The sequence below is a fragment of the Rhodanobacter sp. G1 genome (assembly GCF_055397855.1).
On sequence record NZ_AP039674.1, the window covers coordinates 177,328 to 195,814 of the forward strand.

The window sequence follows — 18,487 nt, forward strand, 5'->3', positions numbered from 1 at the left end:
CACTGGATCCCGGCCTGCGCCGGGATGACGGGCTTCGGGGCGCCGCGTTGCGGCGTGTCGTCGCCCGGCAAACGCCGCGCCATTGCCACCGCTTCCCGCCCGCCGTCGCGCATACGCGCGCATGACCTCTGGCAGGGGAGTCCGCCCCACCGCCGGTCTAGCATCGAACCCTCATGTCCGCGCCCTTCGTGCCGCGCGGCCCGTTGCCCCAGGGAGTCCCCAGTGAAAGCCACCCGTCTTGCCTCCGCCATCGTCGCCGGTGCCATCGGCCTGGTCAGCCTCAACGTGTTCGCCGACGACGTACCGGCGCCGAAGGACGTGGCTTTTCCCGGCACGCTGCAGGTCAGCGTCGACGCCACCGATCTCGCCCACCGCATCTTCCGCGTGCACGAAGTGGTGCCCGCGCAGGCAGGCCCGCTGACCCTGCTCTACCCGCAGTGGATCCCGGGCAACCATTCGCCCACCGGCCCCATCGACAAGTTCGCCGGCCTGGTGGTGAAGGCCAACGGCAAGGTGCTGCCGTGGACGCGCGATCCGCTCAACGTCTACGCCTTCCACGTCGACGTGCCGCAGGGCGCGGGCAACGTCGAGGTGGACTTCCAGTACCTCTCGCCGCAGAACACCCGCCAGGGCCGCGTGGTGATGACGCCGGAAATGCTCGACCTGCAGTGGAACGCCAACACGGTGTATCCGGCCGGCTACTACACCCGCCAGATCAAGGTCGACGCCAGCGCCAAGTTCCCCGCCGGCTGGCAGTTCGGCACCGCGCTGGAAACCGCCTCGCGCGACGGCGACACCGTGCACTTCAAGACCACCACCTTCAACACCCTGGTGGACTCTCCGATCTACGCCGGCAAGTACTTCAAGCGCCTCGACCTCGATCCGGGCGCCAAGGCCGGCGTGCACATGGACATCGTGGCCGACGATCCGAAGTACCTTGACGTCAAGCCAGAGCAACTACAGCAACTGCGCAACCTGGTGCAGCAGATGTACAAGCTGTACGGCGCGCACCACTACGATCACTACGATTTCCTCGTCTCGCTCAGCGACAAGATGAGCGGTAACGGCCTAGAGCATCACCAGTCCAGCGAGGACGGCACCGGCGCCGATTACTTCACCGACTTCAAGAAGAGCGTGTTGGAAGCCGACCTGTTCTCGCACGAGTACAACCACTCGTGGGACGGCAAGTACCGTCGCCCGGCCGACCTGTGGACGCCCAACTTCAATGTGCCGATGCAGGACTCGCTGCTGTGGGTCTACGAAGGCCAGACCCAGTTCTGGGGCCAGGTGATGGCCTCGCGTTCCGGCCTGTGGAACGAGGAGCAGGCGCACGACATGTGGGCCTCCGTGGCCGCCACCTACGACAAGGGCCGCCCCGGCCTGGCCTCGTGGCGCAACGTGCAGGACACCACCAACGACCCGATCATCGCCCAGCGCGCGCCGCTGCCCTACCGCAACTACCAGAGCAGCGAGGACTACTACAGCGCCGGCCAGCTGATCTGGCTGGACGTGGACGGCAAGCTGCGCGAACTCAGCGGCGGCAAGAAGAGCATCGACAACTTCGCCAAGGATTTCTTTGGCATGGACAACGGCAGCTTCGTCACCAACACCTACACCTTCGCAGATGTGGTGAAGACGCTCAACGACATCCAGCCCTACGACTGGGCGAAGTACCTGCGCGACCGCCTTGACGGCCACGGCCCGCTGATCGGCGGCTTCGAGGCGCACGGCTGGAAGCTGGTCTACACCGACAAGCCCAGCGCTGCGGTGAAGGCCATCGAGGCACGCCGCCACTTCGCCGACCTCACCTACTCGCTGGGCGTGTCGGTGGGCAAGGGCGGCCAGATCGCCGACGTGCTGTGGGACGGCCCCGCCTTCAAGGCCGGCCTGGCGCCCAGCATGACCATCGTCGCCGTCAACGGCCGCGATTTCGACCCGGACGGCCTGAAGGACGCCGTCACCGCCGCCGCGAAGGACAAGAGCCAGCCGATCCAGCTGCTGGTGAAGGACTTCGACCAGTACAAGACCATCACCATCGACTACCACGACGGCCTGAAGTACCCGCACCTGGTGCGTGATACCAGCAAGCCCGACACGCTCACCACGCTGTTCAAGGCACGCTGACAGGTGCTTCCTCGCCCCGGGTTTTCTCCCTCTCCCCGTCGGGGAGAGGGCCGGGGTGAGGGGCGGCTCTTGCCACGCGCCTCCGCAAGCCCGATCGCCCGCATGGGCGATCCCGGCCATCTCGGCTATACTGCCCGCCCGCCGCGGATCGCAACGATCCCGGCGATTCCGCGACACCACGCGCCCGTAGCTCAGCCGGATAGAGTAGTGGCTTCCGAAGCCATTGGTCGGGGGTTCGAATCCCTCCGGGCGCGCCATCCAAGGCAGATGCCGATGCGCGGCGTGCAACCGCCGCGCCACGCGCCTCATTTCCCCTCGGTCACCTCGAACGCCTGCTGCGCCGCCGGTTTGCCGTCCAGCAAGATTTCCACCACGTACTTGCCCACGGGCCAGCGGTTGGGGTTCTGCACCTCGAACGTGGTGACGGCGGGGCCGTCGGCGACGACGGCTTGGCTGAGTTCGTTGACCAGCACGCCACGGCCTTCCAGGTAGCGCCAGCGCGCGTCCAGCTTGGCGCCGGCGGTGTTGCCGGTGGTGGCGACGCTAGCGTAGATGGTGTGGGTGTCGGCACTGAAGCGGGTGGCGGGTGCGGTCACCGCGTAGCCGCTGTCGATGGCCGTGCCCAGCGTGAGGGAGGCGACGCGGAAGCCCTCGCCGTCCGCGCTGGCGGGCTTGGCTGCGCTGGCGGCGGGCGCGGGCGCCTTGGCTGCGGGAGGCGGCGCCGCTATCGCCGCCGGCTTGCTGCTACGCGTGGTCGCGGGTGCCGCGGCCTTGGGCGCCATGGGTGCGTCATCCTGCCGATGGCAGGCGCACAGCAGCGCGATGGCGCAGCACAGGGCGAACGGTTGGGCGTGACGGCGCATGGCGTGACCCAGGGTGATGGCGGCGATGCCGCCGCGGGCGAGTGCCGTGGAGGCTAGCGGCTGGGGCGTGAAGCGCGAATAAGCGCAGGCTATTGCCGCGCGCCGCGCAGGTTGTCCGGCACGGCCGACGCGCTGCTGCGGAACGGGTTGATGTCCAGCCCGCCGCGGCGGGTGTAGCGCGCGTACACGCTGAGCCGCTGCGGCGCGCAGCGCGCCATCACGTCCATGTAGATGCGTTCCACACATTGCTCGTGGAACTCGGTGTGCGTGCGGAAGGAGACCAGGTAGCGCAGCAGGCCCGCACGGTCGATCGGCGCGCCGCGGTAGGCGATCTGCACGCTGCCCCAGTCGGGCTGGCCGGTGACCGGGCAGTTGGAGCGCAGCAGGTCGCTGACCAGGGTTTCCTCGACCGCGGCGGCATGAGCGTCGGCGCGCAGGTAGTCGGCCTTGGGCGGGCCGTAGTCGGCTATGGCGACGAGCAGGTCGTCGATGGATTCGCCCGCGAGGTCGGCGAACGCATGCGCGGCGGTGCGCGCGGGATGCAGGGTGACTTCCACCGCGTCGCCGGCGGCGGCGCCGAGGTCTTTTTCCAGCAGTTCGCGCAGTGCGTCCGTGCTGGCCAGCGGCTCCTGCGCGAAGCCGTTCAGGTACAGCTTGAACGACTTGGATTCGATGATGTTCGGCGAGCCGGCCGGCACGCGGAATTCGGCTACCGCCAGCTGCGGCTTGCCGTGCGCGTCCAGCCACGACAGCTCGTAGGCGTTCCAGATGTCGCAGCCATGGAAAGGCAGGGGTTCGCCCACGCCGATCTCCGCGCGCTTGGCCGCGCGCGGGATCGGGAACAGCAGGCTGGGATCGTAGCGGTCGGTGTAGGCCGTGGCCTTGCCGAGACTGGATTGGTCGGGCGTGCTCATGCGCCTAGTCTAACGGTGACTTCTGGCCTATCCGTCCGCCGGGTTCGCTTCCTATAGTGGGACGGTCGCCCACGACCGAACCTCCCCACGATGAAGACCTCCCTTCCGGCTTGCGCCGCCCTGTTCGCCGCAGCGTTGCTTGCGCCTGTCCATGCGCAGGACAAGGCCGCTTCCGCCTTCGATCCGCAGGCGTTCTTCGCGCCGCTTTCCCTGCCGCATCCGGCCAACGCGTTCCGCGACGGCGCCGGCAGGCCCGGTCCCGCGTTCTGGCAGAACCGCGCCGACTACGACATCAAGGCCAGCATCGATCCGGCCACGCACGGCCTGACCGGCGACGAGACCATCATCTACACCAACAACAGCCCCGATGCGCTGGATGCGGTGTGGGTGCAGCTCGACCAGAACATGTACAAGCCCGATTCGCGCGGCGCGATCACCTCGCCGTGGCCGAGCAAGCACGGCCAGTCCACCGACGGCTACCAGCTCGACGCGGTGGAAGTGGACGGCCGGCCAGTCCACTATCTGGTGGACGACACGCGCATGCGCGTGGACTTGCCCGCGGCGCTGAAGGCCAGGGGCGGGCAATTGAAGCTGCGCATCCGCTACCACTACACCGTGCCCGGCGTGTGGGGCGGGCGCACCGCGGTGACGCCGAGCAAGAACGGCGACATCTACGAGATCGCGCAGTGGTTCCCGCGCATGGCGGTGTACGACGACATCCGCGGCTGGGACACGCTGCCCTACCTGGGCCAGGAGTTCTACCTCGAATACGGCAACATCGACTACGCCGTGACGGTGCCGTGGAACTGGATCGTGGAAGGCTCCGGCCAGCTCACGAATCCGGCGCAGGTGCTCACCGCCACCGAGCGCGAGCGCCTCGCCGAGGCGGAGAAGAGCGACAAGACGGTCTACATCCGCAAGCCGGAGGAAGTGAACGACCCCGCCAGCCGGCCCACGCGCAGCGGCACGCAGACCTGGCGCTTCCACATGGAGCACACCCGCGACGTGGCCTTCGCCGCCTCGCCCGCCTTCGTGTGGGATGCCGCGCGCATCAATCTGCCCGGCGGCAAGCACGCGATGGCGATGTCGATCTATCCGGTCGAGGGCGTGGGCGCCGACAAGTGGAACCGTTCCACCGAATACGTGAAGGGCGTGATCGAGCACTTCTCGTCGAAGTGGTACCCGTACCCGTGGCCGAACGCGATCAACCTAGGCGGCCACGGCGCCGGCATGGAATACCCCGGCATCGTCTTCGATGGCTACGAAGATCAGGGCAAGCCGCTGTTCTGGATCACCGCGCACGAGATCGGCCACACCTGGTTCCCGATGATCGTGGGTTCCAACGAGCGCCGCCACGCGTTCATGGACGAGGGCTTCAACACCTTCATCGACGTCTACGCGTCGGACGCCTTCAACCACGGCGAATACGGCCCCAAGCGCGACGGCGAATACGCGCCGCACGGCGGCAACCCGGTGGACGAGATCCTGCCGCTGCTGGCCGACCCCGCCGCGCCCATCCTGATGGCCGACGCCGATTCGATCAGCGAGAAGTACCGCCATCCGCTCACCTACTTCAAGGGCGCGCTGGGGCTGATCCTGCTGCGCGAGCAGATCCTCGGCCCCGACCGCTTCGATCCCGCCTTCCGCGCCTACATCCGCACCTGGGCCTACCACCATCCCACGCCCTCGGACTTCTTCCGCTTCATGGACAGCGCGGCAGGCGAGGATCTGTCGTGGTGGTGGCGCGGCTGGTACTTCCACAACTGGCAGCTCGACCTGGGCGTCACGGGCGCGGCCTACGTGGACAACGACCCGGCCAAGGGCGCGGTGGTGAACCTAGTCAGCCGGCAGAAGCTGGTGATGCCTGCCACGCTGCGCGTGGACTTCGTCGACGGCACGCACCGCGACGTGCGCCTGCCGGTGGAAACCTGGCGCTTCAGCGCCACGCCCAAGGTGACGCTGGATACCGGCAAGCGCATCGCGAAGCTGGAGCTCGACCCCGAGCACAAGCTGCCCGACGCGGATCGCTCCAACAACAGCTACGCGATGCCTTGACGATCCGGGATTCGGGAGAGCGGCAGCTCCCGGGTCTTTATCCGCTGATCCAGACGTGGGGAACTCGAAAGCTCGTCATCCCGGCGAAGGCCCACTGCTGTCCGGAATAATCTGGGGACGGTGTCGAAGGATGAAGGCCCGCGCCGCTTGCACGAAGCATTGCGAGAAGGCGACTTCATTTCCGATAACGACCACCTATCCAGACTGTCATCCCGGCGAAGGCCGGGATCCAGTGGCTTTCCTCATGCTGCATAGGCACTGGATTCCGGCCTTCGCCGGAATGACGGCTCTCAAGTTCGGAATGTTGCCACCTCAGCGATTCACGTGCGCCATGCTCGCCGCCGCGTAGCGCTCGCCGGCCACCGCCTCCGGCGGGAACACCGCGTCGATCGCCGCCAGCTCGTCCTTCGACAGGGCCACGTCCAGCGCGCCCAGGTTCTCGTCCAGCCGGCTGCGCTTCTTGGTGCCGGGGATCGCCAGCACGTCCTTGCCCTGCGCCAGCACCCATGCCAGGGCGAGCTGCGCGGGCGAGCAGCCCTTGTCGGCGGCGATCGCCTCCACCTTGTCCACCAGCGCGAGGTTGCGCGCGAAGTTCTCGCCCATGAAGCGCGGGCTGGAGCGGCGGTAGTCGTCGGCGTCGAAGTCGTCGGGCGAGCGGATCGCGCCGGTGAGGAAGCCGCGCCCCAGCGGCGAGTAGGCCACGAAGGCGATGCCCAGCCGGCGGCAGGCGTCGAGCACGCCATTGCCCTGCGGGTCGCGCGTCCACAGCGAGAACTCGCTTTGCAGCGCGGCGATGGGATGCACCTTGCTCGCCCGTTCCAGCGTGGCGGCCGAGGCCTCGGAGAGGCCGATGTGGCGCACCTTGCCGGCCTTCACGAGGTCGGCCATCGCGCCCACGGTCTCCTCGATCGGCACGCCCGGATCGATGCGGTGCTGGTAGTACAGGTCGATGGCCTCGATGCCCAGCCGCTTCAGGCTGCCCTCGCACGAGGCGCGCACGTATTCCGGGCGGCCGTCGATGCCGCGCGCGGTGGGGTTGGCCGGGTCGCGCACGATGCCGAACTTGGTGGCGACGAAGGCCTGCTCGCGGCGACCCTTGATCGCCTTGCCCACCAGCTCCTCGTTGACGTGCGGGCCGTACATGTCGGCGGTGTCGAGCAGGGTCAGGCCGCGATCCAGCGCGTGATGGATGGTGGCGATGGATTCGGCGTCGTCGCGGTCGCCGTAGAAGTCGCTCATGCCCATGCAGCCGAGGCCGAGGGCGGAAACCTGGGGGCCGTTCTTGCCGAGCGTGCGGGTTTGCATGCGGGTGTGCTCCGTGGGTGATGTGCCGGGTGGAAGGTGGCGCCATGGTGCGCCATGGCTGTTGACGGATAAATACTCAATAATCGCCATGACCATTCAACTGGAACCAACAATCCATGGATCGCCTGGACACCATGCGGCTGTATGCGCGAATCGTGGAGCTGGGCAGCTTCACGGCCGCGGCGAACGACCTCGGCCTGCCGCGTGCCACGGTCACCCATGCGATCAAGAAGCTGGAGGCGCGGCTGGGCGCGCAGCTCCTGCAGCGAACCACGCGTTGCCAGCGCGTCACCCGCGACGGCCACGCCTACTACGCGCATTGCGTGCGCCTGCTGGCCGACCTGGACGAGGTGGAGGCCGATTTCCGCGAGGCCACGCTGAAGCCGCAGGGCCGCCTGCGCATCGACCTGCCGGCCACGCTGGCGCGGCAACTGGTGATACCCGCCTTGCCCGAGTTCTGCGCGCGCTTCCCGCAGATCGAACTGGACATCGGCACCAGCGACCGTTTCGTGGATCTGCTGCGCGAAGGCGTGGACTGCGTGCTGCGCGTGGGCGAGCTGGCGGACTCCGGCCTGGTGGGGCGGCGCGTGGCCACGCTGGCGCAGGCCACCGTGGCCAGCGCCGGCTACCTGCGCCGCCACGGCAAGCCGGCCACGCTGGCCGACCTGCAGCAGGGCCACCTGGCGGTGAACTGGGCCTCGCCCACCACGCGGCGGCCGGAGCCTTCGCTGGAGTTCGTGGCGAACCGCCGCCGCCGCGAAGTGCGCTTGCCGTCGCGCGTCATGGTCAGCGGCGTGGACGCCTATCTCGCCTGTTGCGAAGCGGGGCTGGGCATCGCGCAGTTCCCGCGCTACCGCGTTGCCGATGCGCTGGCCAAGGGCGTGTTGCGCGAGATCCTGCCCGACCTGCCGCCGCCGCCGCTGTCGGTGCACGTGCTGTACGCGCCGCAGCGGCAGATGCCTGCCCGCCTGCGCGTGTTCGTGGACTGGCTGGTGGAGCTGATGGGGAAGCAGGCCTGAGCGCGGTCAAGATGTCCGCGGCAGGATCGGCTTCGGCACGCTGGTGCCCATCGTCTCGCTGCTGAGCGGCGAGCCGGCGGCGATCAGCGCCGCGCGCTGCTCGGCCAGCGGCAGCCGCAGCGTGCACTCCTCGTAGCGGGCCAGCTTCTGCATCACCGGCAGCGCCTGCACGCGCTGCACCAGCGCGGCGGTGCGCGGCCAGCGCTCGGCGTCGATGGCGTAGCGCGCGAAGAAGGCGGTGCGGAAGTAGCTGGCGATGCTGAGGTCGGCGATGGAGAGCGCGCCGAAGATGAAGCCGTCCTCCGGCAGCTGGGTTTCCAGGTAATCGATGGCGGCGGGGATCTCCACCTCCAGCGCCTGCGTGATCACGCCCTCGTCGGGCGGCTCGTTGAACACGCGGCGGCGGATCGAGCGCTGGTAGAACAGCCGCCAGATCAGGCCGTCGGCCAGCCGCGTGTCGGCGTACTCCTCCAGCCAGCGCGCGCGGGCGCGCTCGGCGATGTCGCGCGGGTAGAGCGACGGCAGGGGGTATTTGTCTTCCAGGTACTGGCAGATCACCGAGGAGTCGTTCACCACCAGCCCGTCGTCGATCAGCACCGGCACGCGCCGGAGCGGGCTGATGCGCGCGAAGGCCTCGTTGCCCACGAACGGCGGCATCGGGTCGATCTCGTAGTCCAGTTCCTTCAGTTCCAGGCAGGCCAGCACCTTGCGCACGTAGGGCGAGAGGTAGCTGCCGATCACCTTGAGCTTTGCTGGCATGTCGCAAGTCCCGGGTCGTGCGAATGTGGGGAAAATCCTACACGAATGCGCTACGTTGCCCTCTACGTGCCTGTGGACGGCGAACCCTAGCATTCCGACCGGTTGTGCCCATGTCGCCGGGCGCGATCCCATCGGGTTCAGGGGCCTGTTCGATCAATCGCGGTTCCGGGGGCATGCCCCCGGGGCGGGGCTGTTCCGGGCCGTTGCATCGCCATGGCCATCACCATTTTTCAAGGAAACAACCAGTGAAGATCAAGTCGCTCGTTTTCATGTCGTCCCTGGGCCTGCTCGCGGCCTACGCGCCGCTGGCCCTCAGTGCCGGTGCCCCGAAGGACGACGCGGCTGTCGTGGGCACGCCGGCGCCCGGCAGCAAGTTTTCCAAGATCCACCCAGGCATGTATTCCAAGCAGATCATGGATCTGATCGGCCCGCCCACCGACCAGAAGACCTACCAGACGGGCAAGGCGTGGATTCCCTTCCACTTCGGCAGCGACAACTACCGCGTGGAATACCTGTACAAGGGCGAGGGCGAGCTGACGTTCTCCGGTGGCGGCCTGGGGGCCGAGGGATCGCTGAAGCTGATCCGGATCACCGTGAACCCGCAGGAATCCGGCTACGTCCACTGACCGCCACAGGCGTTCGCGTATCCATCCGGGCCATGGACGGCCCGCTGCGCTGGCGCCTTGCGGACGATCGCCCGGCTGCGGTCGCCGGCATCGGGCGACCGATCGTCAAAGCGCCGGCACCGCGGTCGGCGTGCCGTTGGAATCCAGCGCGATCATCACGAAACGGCCGGTGGTGCAGACGCGGCGGTCGCCGCTGAGCGGATCCTCGGCAGTCATTTCCACTTCCACCTGCATCGAGCTGCGGCCGGTGCCCACGATGCGCGCCACCAGCTCCACCAGCTGGCCCTTGCGCACCGGCACGCGGAAGTTCACCTCCTCCGAACGCGCGGTGACCACGATGCGCCGCGCGTGGCGCGAGGCCACGATGAAGGCGGCCTTGTCCATCCACGCCAGCGCCTGGCCGCCGAACAGCGTGCCGAGGTGGTTGGTGTGGTCGGGGAAAACCATTTCCAGCAGGCGGGCTTCGGGCAGGGCGGTGGTCATGGGCGGTTCCGCGGCGAATGGGCAATCCGCCATTCTGCCGCAGCGCGGCGGCGGCCGGCACATCGCTTTCCTGCGGCCGCGGCACAACCTTTGGCAGGGGTGCGCCCGCGGGCAAGGCGCTAGCATCGGGCGTTGATGCGTTCGCACCGCGGGCGCCGGTTTCGTTCCCTCGAGGGGTGGAAAGAAGATGAACTCGACAACGGGCTCCACCGTGGGCAAGACCCGCCTCGCCGGCGCGCTGGCAGTGGCGCTGCTGGCGGCCAGCACCGGCGCCATGGCGCAGGGACGCACGCTCACCGCGCAGGACTACGCGCGCGCGGAACGCTTCATGCCCTACGAAACCATGCCGCTGGTCGACCACGACGTGCAGCGCGTGAAATGGCTGGACGGCACCCACTTCTGGTACCTCGACCACGACGCCGGCGGCGACCACGTGATGGAGATGGACGCCGCCACCGGCAAGGCCGCGCCCGCGTTCGACCAGGCCAGGCTGGCCGCCGCGCTGTCCAAGGCCACCGGCAAGCCGGTGCCGGCCAACAAGGTGCCGATGCGCGGCTTCGATTTCAGCGTGCAGAAGGACGGCCGCTACGACATCGACCTGATGGGCAAGCACTACCTGTGCGACCTCAAGGGCGCCGGCGACTGCACGGCCAAGGTTGCGGCGAAGACCGGCGACGAGCCCGGCATCGTCTCGCCCGACAAGACCAAGGAAGCCTTCGTCCGCGACTGGAACCTGTGGGTGCGCGACCTCGCCACCGGCAAGGAAACCCAGCTCACCACCGACGGTACGAAGGACTTCGGCTACGCCACCGACAACGCCGGCTGGATCCACACCGACCGCGCCGTGCTGAACTGGTCGCCCGACTCGACCAAGATCGCCACCTACCAGCAGGATCAGCGCGGCGTGGGCGAGATGTACACCGTGCGTACCCAGGTCGGCCATCCGGTGCTGGATGCGTGGAAGTACCCGCTGCCCGGCGACAAGAAGGTGTTCATGATCGAGCCGGTGGTGATCGACGTGGCCAGCCGCAAGGTGGTGCGCCTGAAGATCGAGCCGCAGCAGCGCCTCTCCAGCCTGTGCGACGACATCAGCTGCAGCAGCGACGGCCACTGGGACGACCTCAAGTGGGCGCCCGACGGCAAGACCTTCGCCATGGTCAACAGCTCGCGCGACCGCAAGCAGGTCTGGTACCGCGTGGCCGATGCCGACACCGGCGCCGTGCGCACCGCCTTCGACGAGAAGGTGGCGACCTACTACGAGAGCGGCATGGATCACGCGAACTGGCGCTACCTGCCGGATTCGCACCAGGCCATCTGGCCGTCCGAACGCAACGACTGGCAGAACCTCTACCTGTACGACACCAACACCGGCAAGGAGCTGCACCCCATCACCACGGGCGACGGCAACGTCATCGACGTGCTGCACCTCGACCGCAAGGCGCGCGAGCTGTGGTTCACCGGCACGGGCCGCGTGCCCGGCGTGAACCCGTACTACAGGCAGTTCTGGAAGGTGGGCGTGGACGGCGGCAAGCCGGTGCTGCTCACGCCGGAAGACGCCGACCACACCATCAGCATGTCGCCCGACGGCAAGACCTTCGTGGACAGCTACTCCACGATCACCACGGCGCCGGTCACCGTGCTGCGTTCCAGCGACGACGGCCACGTCATCGCCACCGTCGCCAGGGCCGACATCGGCCGCCTCAAGGCCGCCGGCTGGGTGGCGCCGATCCCGTTCACGGTGAAGGCGCGCGATGGCAAGACCGAACTGTACGGCGTGATGTTCAAGCCGAGCAACTTCGATCCGAACAAGAAGTACCCGGTGATCGACTACGTCTACCCCGGCCCGCAGATCGGCTCGGTGCGCGGACGCAGCTTCCTGCCCTCGCGCGGCGACAACCAGGCGCTGGCCGAGCTGGGCTTCATCGTGGTCGCGCTCGACGGCATGGGCACGCCGTGGCGCAGCGCCAGCTTCCACCACACCTGGTACGGCGACATGGGCGACAACACGCTGCCCGACCAGGTCAAGGGCATCCAGGAGCTGGCGCAGCGCTACCCGTGGATCGACGTCAACCGCGTGGGCATCTGGGGCCACTCCGGCGGCGGCAACACCACCGTCGACGCGATGTTCCGCTACCCCGACTTCTTCAAGGTCGGCTGGGCCGAGAGCGGCAACCACGACAACCGCAACTACGAGAACGACTGGGGCGAGAAGTACCAGGGCCTGCTGGTGACCCACAAGGACGGCACCACCAGCTACGACAACCAGGCCAACCAGGACATGGCGAAGAACCTCAAGGGTCGCCTGATGCTGGTGCACGGCACGATCGACGACAACGTGCCGATCGGCGAGACCTACCTGGTGGCGCAGGCGCTGATCAAGGCCAACAAGGACTTCGACATGCTGATCATCCCCAACGTCCACCACGGCTACGCGGCCTCCACGCCGTACGCCACGCGCCGGCGCTGGGACTACTTCGTGCAGCACCTCGCCGGCGACACGCCGCCGAAGGAGTACGAGCTGAAGCCGTGGCCATGGTTCTGATCGCGGCCCGATGATCCGCACGCATGAGGCCGGGGCGAACTCCCGGCCTCATGCGTTGTGCCGTTTCACTCCGTGCGCGTGGCCACCACCGGCGGCACCGCCGCCGCGCGCAAGGCCGGGCCGAGCACCGCGAGCTGGCCGAGCAGCCACAGCGCCAGCGCCGCGATGGGCAGGTAGGTGAGCGGCAGGCGCGGCAACTCGTAGTGCCGCATCAGCAGCAGGTTGAGGCCGAGCGCCAGCACGGCGCCGGGCAGCAGGCCGCCGCCCACGATCAGCGCGTTCTCGGCCTGGAAGTAGCGCAGGATGTCGTGCCGGGTGGCGCCCACCGCGCGGCGGATGCCGATGGCGCGCCGCCGCTGCTGCACCCAGAAGCTGGCCAGTCCCGCGATGCCGACCGCGGTGACCAGCAGCAGCCCGGCCGCCGCGGCCAGCAGCAGGCCGAGCATGGTGCGGTCGTGGCGGAAATAGTTGGCGCGCAGCCGCTCGAATGTCCGTGCATGGCGCAGGATGCGGTCGCCATCGAGCCCGTCCAGCACCTCGGCGGCCCGCTTCAGCACGCGCTGGCGCTGCGACGGCGCGGTGCGCAGCACGTAGGTGACGTTGTCGCCGTCGGGCAGCATCGGAAACAGCATGGCGTATTCGTTGCCGTCGCCGGTTTCCAGCATGGGGCGCAGCAGGTGGTCGACCACGCCGACGATGCGCACCGGCTTGTTGCCCGGATAGACCAGCCTGCCCAGCGGATCCTGGCCGGGAAACAGGCGCTCGGCCAGCGCGCGGGTGACGATGGTGGCAGGCACGTGGTTGATGCCGTCCCAGCCGTGGGCGCTGTCCATCGGCACGTATTCGTCCGGCCGGAAGTCGCGCCCGCTGACCAGGTGCAGGCCCAGCGCCTGCAGTTCGCCCGGCGTGCCGTTGAAGGCGGTGGCCGTCAGGCTTGCGGGTGCGTCCGGCGCGGTGGCGATGCCGTTGCTCCAGTTGTTGCGGTTGAACGGCAGCGCGTCCACCGCCGCCGCCGCGGTCACGCCGGGGATGCCGCGCAGCGCGGCCAGGTCGGCGGCGTGCCGCGCCAGCGGGTTGCCGCCGTCGTCCAGGCTGGCGCTGTCGAGCATCGCCAGTTCGTCCTCGGCCACGCCGCTGGGCAGGCGCATCTGCGTGGTGCGCACCACGACCATCTGGGCCACGTTGCAGACGATGGCGCAGGTCAGCGCCACCTGCAGCGCCAGCAGCAGCACGGTGAGCCTGTGGCGGGCGAGGCTGGCGAGCATCGGGAAGCGCGGCATGTCAGTATTCCGTATAGGCAGGCGGATCGAAGCGGCTTTCTTGAGGAGTGCGGCCACGGATGGCGCGCTTTCATGCGCAGGGGCAGCGCATCAAGCTGCCTTCAGCTGCAGCGCCGGTGCGATGCGGCAGGCGCGCCAGGCCGGCAGCAGGCCGGCCAGCACGCTGGCGGCGACGGCCAGCGCGAAGGTGCCCAGCAGCATTGCGGGATCCATGTGCGCGAGCTGCGCCTAGCCGTCCGGGCGCTGGCGCACGCTCCACAGGCCGAGCTGGGCCAGCGCGAGGCCGAGCACGCCGCCGGCCAGCCCGATCACCGCCGACTCGATGCCGAACTGCACGAAGATGTCGCGCCGCCGCGCGCCCAGCGCGCGGCGCACGCAGATCTCGCCGCGGCGGCGCAGGAACTTCGCCAGCAGCAGGCCCACGATGTTGACCATGCACACGCCGAGGAAGCCCAGCGCCAGCCACAGCTGCAGGCGCAGGTCGGCGGGGATCAGGCGCTCGTGAACGAGCCAGTCGGTGAGGCCGTACAGCCGCGCGTTCACCGGGCGCGGGAAGCGGCCGTGCGCCTGCTGGTCGCGCCAGTAGCCGGCGAGGAACGCGCGATAGGCCCGCGCCTTGGCCGCGCTGTCCAGTTGCACCCAGAACTGCAGCCAGGTGCAGTGGTCGCTGTGGCGGTCGTCGCCGCCGCTGCCCCAGCAGCTGAAGCTTCCGCTGATGTTCCATTGCAGTTCCAGCGCGGTCTGCAGCGGCACGAAGAACTGGTCGGCCTGGCCGAAGGCGCGGTCGTCGATCTCGGCGTAGAAGGCGGGCTGCGGATGCCAGTCGTCCAGCACGCCGATCACGCGGAAGTCGGTGTCCTTCAGCCGCACCGTGCGGCCGAGCGCCGGCGCATCGCCGAACAGCCGGCGGGCGAGGCCGGCGTTGAGCACCGCCACTCGCGCGCGATCCTCGTCGTCCTGCGCGCTCCAGCCGCTGCCGGCGCGGAACGGGGTGGCGAACATCGCGAAGAAGTCCGCGGTGACATAGTGCCCGTGCTCGAAGAACGGATGCTGCCCGGCCTCGGCGGGCCGTACCGGCACCGAGCCGCCCGTCATCGCCGCCTGCCGGTCGGCGCGGCGGGCGTGCAGCAGGGCCATCGCGTCCGGCCAGGCGAGGCTGTCGGGCAGGTCGCCGGAGGCGGCGGCGCCGGATCGGCCGCGGGGCAGCGGGCGCGGGTCGAGCTGGGGCACGTACAGCCGCGCGCTGCGCCCGGGCAGCGGGTCGCCGGACATGGCGTGCAGCACCGCGATCATCGTCATGCTGGCGCCGATGCCCAGGCCGATGGCGAGCACCATCAGCGCGGTGAGCACCTTGCTGCGCTTCAGGCTGCGCAGGGCCAGGGCGAAGTAGTAGCCGGGCATGGGGTCTCCCTCCGGTGGATCGGGACGCGATGGCGCAGCGCTCCCTGCCGCCTGCGCGAGGCAGGCGGTGCGTGCATGCGGAGCGGCCGGGTGGCCTGCGATCGCGGCGTCGCGCGCCGCTTCCCGCTCAGCGCGGGCCGACGTCCTGGGCGAGGCCGCGCGCGATCGCCTCGTCGAGCAGTTGCGAGGCGCGCTGGTCGGCTTCGGCGAGCACCACGCGCTGCTGCCGCGCACGGGCATCGAGCTGCGGCTGCAGCGCGGCCAGTTGCTTGCGCAGCGCCGCGGTGCGCGCGTCGATGTCGTGTTGCTGCTCGTCGAGGCTGGCAAGGCGCGGCGCGGTGTCCGGCGCCGGCGGATCGGCGCGCAGCTCGCGGCGCTGCGTCTCGATGCTGCGCGCGCGATCCTGCAGGCCTTCGAGCGGGCCCTTCAGGCTCCATTGCCTGCCTTCCAGCTCGCCGGCGTCGCGCCAGTACGCGGCGACCGGCGCGTAGGCATCGCGGGCGCGCTCGACGAAGGCGGGATCGCGGATCACCCAGGACTGGTCGCCGCGGCGGAACCAGAACATCGGCGACGGGTCGGCCCGGTGCAGGCGGCCGGCCAGCGCGGCATCGGCGTCCGTGCCGCTGACCGACTCGGTGTCGCCGTGGCCGTCATGGTCGTACAGGGCATGCGCGTAGCGGCTGCCCGACGCCGTGATGTCGACGTCGCTGTCGTGGTGCGTGCGTGCCGGCGCGACCGGGGCCGGTGCGGCCGCGGGCGCCGGCGCGGCCATCGACACCGGCTGCGCGACGCCCTTGGCCAGCGCTTCCTGCAGCAGCTTGTCGATTTCCCGTTCGGCCTGCATGGATGCCGCGCGCTGCCGTTCGCCGAGCGCCTGCTGCTGTTTGCCGAACGCCTCCTGCTGCTGGCTCAGCGCCTGCTGCTGCTTGCCGAGCGCGGCCTGGTGGCTGCGCAGGGCCTGGCGTTGCGCATCCAGCCTGGCGACCTGGGCCTGCAGCGCCTTGCGCGCATCGGACGTGGCCTGGCTGGCCTTGGCGGCGTCGGCCTGGCTGTCCAGTTCGGCCATGCGGCTGTCCAGGCTGGCCTGGCGCATGGCTAGTTCGGCCTCGCGCGCGCCGAATTCGCCCTGCTGGCCGCCAAGCCGGCCCTGTTGTTCGCCCAATGCACCCTGCTGTTCGCCCAGCTTGCCCTGCTGCTTGCCCAGCGCGGCGATGGGCGCGTAGGCGGCCTTGGCGCGCTGGATGTAGGCGGGGTCGCGGATCAGCCAGGACTTGTCGCCGCGGCGGAACCACAGCAGCGGTTCGTCCCGCTTGCGCAGGCGGCGCACGGTCGACAGGTCGCCGTCGGTGCCGTTGACCATCACCGAGTCGCCGTCGAGCAGGGCGAAGCCGTAGCCGTTGTCGTCGTGCGTGCTGATGCTGATGTGTTGGGCGGCGAAGCCGGCGGGTGGCGCGGGCGGCGGCGGGGGCGGAGCTGGCGGCGGCAGCATGCCGGGTGCGGGCGGCGCGGGCGGCGGCGGCGGGGCCGGTGGAGCCGGCGGCACGGACGGCAGATAGGCGCCGACGGCGGTGCCGGCATTCGCGGGTTGCGTGGCGCCGGCCGTCACGCGGTAGGGCAGGACGCCGGCCAGCGCGACCAGCGCGACGAGCAGCCAGCTGCGCACGCGCGGCATGGCCGTGGAAGTCTGTTGCAACATGACGAGTCGCCTCTTGAGGTTGCGGAAGGTGGGGGAGGCGCCGGCGAGGCCGGCGTGCAGCGGGTGGGCCACGCCCAGTTGCAGCAGCAGACGGCCGTAGTCCTGCGGCGCGGCGCGCTGCTGCGCCAACGCCAGCGCGTCGCAGGCCGCCTCGCGGTGCAGCGCGTATTCGTGCATCGCCCAGCGCAGCAGCGGGTGGAAGAAGAACAGCCGCGCCGCCAGCGCGGGGATCCAGCCCAGCAGCAGGTCGCCCCGCTTGAGGTGGGCGAGCTCGTGGGCCAGCGCCAGCGAGGATTCCTCGGCATCCAGCGCGACGTGCGCCGGCCACAGCACCACCGGGCGCCAGCCGCCGCCGACCTGGGGCGAGGCGATGTCGGGCGAGACCAGCACGGTGGGGGTGCGCGGCAGGGCGAGCGCACGCGCCTGCCGCGCGCAGCGGGCTTGCAGGCCGGCATCGGTCGCCGGCTGCGCTGCGCGGCGCAGTCGGCGGGCGAGCCGGTGCTGGCGGATCAGGCTGCGTGCCTGGGCGAGCAGCAGGCCCAGCCACAAGGCGACCAGGATCGTGCGCCAGTGGGCGGTCAGCCCGTCCCGCGCGGCGCGGGCATGGGCTGGCGCGGGCGCCGCGGCCGGCGAAGCCGCGGCGGGCGTTGCCGCGAGGCCGATGCCGGCGCCGCCGGGGCTTGCGCGCACGATCCCGACCTCGGGTGCCTCGGCCGCGAGGCGCAGCGGGGCGACGGCGGCCGGCGCCGCCGCGGCACGCGGTGGCGCCAGCAGCGGCAAGCGGATCGGCGTCTGCCAGGCCAGCCCAAGCAGCACCTGCAACCCCACCAGCCACCACAGTGCGCAGCGCGCGGCGGCGGGCAGGCGCGGCAGCGCGCGGACGAGCAGGGCCACCACGCCCACCAGCGCGACGGCCTGCAGCGAAGTCCAGGCCAGGCGTTCCAGCAGCAGGGCGGCCAGATGATCGAGCGTCGTCATCTCACTTCTCCTTGCGCGTGGTCTTGAGCTGCGTCACCAGCGCTTGCAGTTCGGCTAGCTCGTCGTCGCTGACTTCGCCGCGCTCGGCCATCCACGCGACGAACGGCGACACCGAGCCGCGCAGCGTGTTCTGCACGAAGCTGCCCACCGCGCTGCGCATCGCCTCGCCGGGGGCGGTGGCGGTGCTGTAGCGGTAGATGCCCTGCGCCTGGCGGCGCTTGAGGTAGCCCTTGGCGCGCAGGCGCTCCATCATCGTCAGCACGGTGGAGCGGGCGAGGCTGTGTGCCTCGCCGAAGCCGGCGGCCACTTCGCCCACCGAGACGGGCTCGTGCGCGGCGAGGTAGTGCAGCAGGGCGAGTTCCTGGTCGCCGATGGTGGGACGGATCATGCGGATGCGCCTAGGGTGACTACACGTGTCGTCACGCTACGCCTGGCGACACGT

Annotated in this window: 15 protein-coding genes and 1 tRNA gene; 6 read left to right on the forward strand and 10 right to left on the reverse strand. The window is 69.8% G+C overall.

Annotated elements, in window-relative coordinates; translation table 11 throughout:
* The first annotated feature begins 222 nt into the window (after positions 1-222).
* Both ACZ5Z2_RS00710 and ACZ5Z2_RS00715 read left to right on the forward strand, forming a co-directional pair.
* A complete protein-coding gene (locus ACZ5Z2_RS00710) occupies positions 223-2,124 on the forward strand; it encodes a M61 family metallopeptidase (protein WP_464760067.1) in 1,902 nt (633 codons plus the stop codon).
* 180 nt (positions 2,125-2,304) lie between these two features.
* Positions 2,305-2,381: transfer RNA gene (locus ACZ5Z2_RS00715), tRNA-Arg, on the forward strand.
* Positions 2,382-2,429: 48 nt separating this feature from the next.
* On the opposite strand, the gene ACZ5Z2_RS00720 is transcribed toward ACZ5Z2_RS00715, so the two are convergent.
* Positions 2,430-2,987: a hypothetical protein gene (locus ACZ5Z2_RS00720; RefSeq protein ID WP_464760068.1), complete on the reverse strand. Its 558-nt coding sequence runs from the start codon at positions 2,985-2,987 to the stop codon at positions 2,430-2,432.
* A gap of 89 nt (positions 2,988-3,076) precedes the next feature.
* Positions 3,077-3,901: an NADPH-dependent 7-cyano-7-deazaguanine reductase QueF gene (queF, locus tag ACZ5Z2_RS00725; protein WP_464760069.1), complete on the reverse strand. Its 825-nt coding sequence runs from the start codon at positions 3,899-3,901 to the stop codon at positions 3,077-3,079.
* Between the two features lie 90 nt (positions 3,902-3,991).
* On the opposite strand from queF, the gene ACZ5Z2_RS00730 reads away from it, so the two are divergent.
* Positions 3,992-5,956 (forward strand): M1 family metallopeptidase, encoded by a 1,965-nt coding sequence (locus tag ACZ5Z2_RS00730; RefSeq protein ID WP_464760070.1) that lies wholly within the window; start codon positions 3,992-3,994, stop codon positions 5,954-5,956.
* A 312-nt stretch (positions 5,957-6,268) separates the two neighbouring features.
* Here ACZ5Z2_RS00730 and ACZ5Z2_RS00735 read toward each other — a convergent pair whose 3' ends face one another.
* Positions 6,269-7,261 (reverse strand): aldo/keto reductase, encoded by a 993-nt coding sequence (locus tag ACZ5Z2_RS00735; RefSeq protein ID WP_464760071.1) that lies wholly within the window; start codon positions 7,259-7,261, stop codon positions 6,269-6,271.
* Positions 7,262-7,377: 116 nt separating this feature from the next.
* On the opposite strand from ACZ5Z2_RS00735, the gene ACZ5Z2_RS00740 reads away from it, so the two are divergent.
* Positions 7,378-8,280 (forward strand): LysR family transcriptional regulator, encoded by a 903-nt coding sequence (locus ACZ5Z2_RS00740; protein WP_464760072.1) that lies wholly within the window; start codon positions 7,378-7,380, stop codon positions 8,278-8,280.
* 6 nt (positions 8,281-8,286) lie between these two features.
* Here ACZ5Z2_RS00740 and ACZ5Z2_RS00745 read toward each other — a convergent pair whose 3' ends face one another.
* Entirely contained in the window at positions 8,287-9,039 is a 753-nt protein-coding gene (locus ACZ5Z2_RS00745) for a glutathione S-transferase family protein (RefSeq protein ID WP_464760073.1), read from the reverse strand.
* Positions 9,040-9,284: 245 nt separating this feature from the next.
* Between ACZ5Z2_RS00745 and ACZ5Z2_RS00750 the strand changes: the two genes are divergently transcribed.
* Positions 9,285-9,665, forward strand: coding sequence for a hypothetical protein (locus tag ACZ5Z2_RS00750; RefSeq protein WP_464760074.1), 381 nt, complete (start codon positions 9,285-9,287; stop codon positions 9,663-9,665).
* Positions 9,666-9,770: 105 nt separating this feature from the next.
* Here ACZ5Z2_RS00750 and ACZ5Z2_RS00755 read toward each other — a convergent pair whose 3' ends face one another.
* Positions 9,771-10,148: an acyl-CoA thioesterase gene (locus ACZ5Z2_RS00755; protein ID WP_464760075.1), complete on the reverse strand. Its 378-nt coding sequence runs from the start codon at positions 10,146-10,148 to the stop codon at positions 9,771-9,773.
* 187 nt (positions 10,149-10,335) lie between these two features.
* Between ACZ5Z2_RS00755 and ACZ5Z2_RS00760 the strand changes: the two genes are divergently transcribed.
* On the forward strand, positions 10,336-12,690 hold the full coding sequence (locus tag ACZ5Z2_RS00760) for a S9 family peptidase (RefSeq protein ID WP_464760076.1): 2,355 nt from the start codon (positions 10,336-10,338) through the stop codon (positions 12,688-12,690).
* A 65-nt stretch (positions 12,691-12,755) separates the two neighbouring features.
* Here the strand turns inward: ACZ5Z2_RS00760 and ACZ5Z2_RS00765 are convergent, their stop codons facing one another.
* The 5 genes from ACZ5Z2_RS00765 to ACZ5Z2_RS00785 form a co-directional block, all read right to left on the reverse strand.
* Positions 12,756-13,970: an ABC transporter permease gene (locus ACZ5Z2_RS00765; protein ID WP_464760077.1), complete on the reverse strand. Its 1,215-nt coding sequence runs from the start codon at positions 13,968-13,970 to the stop codon at positions 12,756-12,758.
* A gap of 90 nt (positions 13,971-14,060) precedes the next feature.
* Positions 14,061-14,183 (reverse strand): hypothetical protein, encoded by a 123-nt coding sequence (locus tag ACZ5Z2_RS00770; RefSeq protein ID WP_464760078.1) that lies wholly within the window; start codon positions 14,181-14,183, stop codon positions 14,061-14,063.
* Between the two features lie 15 nt (positions 14,184-14,198).
* Positions 14,199-15,371 carry an ABC transporter permease gene (locus tag ACZ5Z2_RS00775; RefSeq protein ID WP_464760079.1) on the reverse strand — a complete coding sequence of 391 codons (1,173 nt, stop codon included), beginning with the start codon at positions 15,369-15,371 and terminating at the stop codon, positions 14,199-14,201.
* A gap of 127 nt (positions 15,372-15,498) precedes the next feature.
* Complete coding sequence (locus tag ACZ5Z2_RS00780) at positions 15,499-18,045, reverse strand: M56 family metallopeptidase (RefSeq protein ID WP_464760080.1); 2,547 nt, start codon at positions 18,043-18,045, stop codon at positions 15,499-15,501.
* 1 nt (position 18,046) lies between these two features.
* Positions 18,047-18,433 (reverse strand): BlaI/MecI/CopY family transcriptional regulator, encoded by a 387-nt coding sequence (locus ACZ5Z2_RS00785; protein WP_464760081.1) that lies wholly within the window; start codon positions 18,431-18,433, stop codon positions 18,047-18,049.
* Positions 18,434-18,487 lie beyond the last annotated feature (54 nt).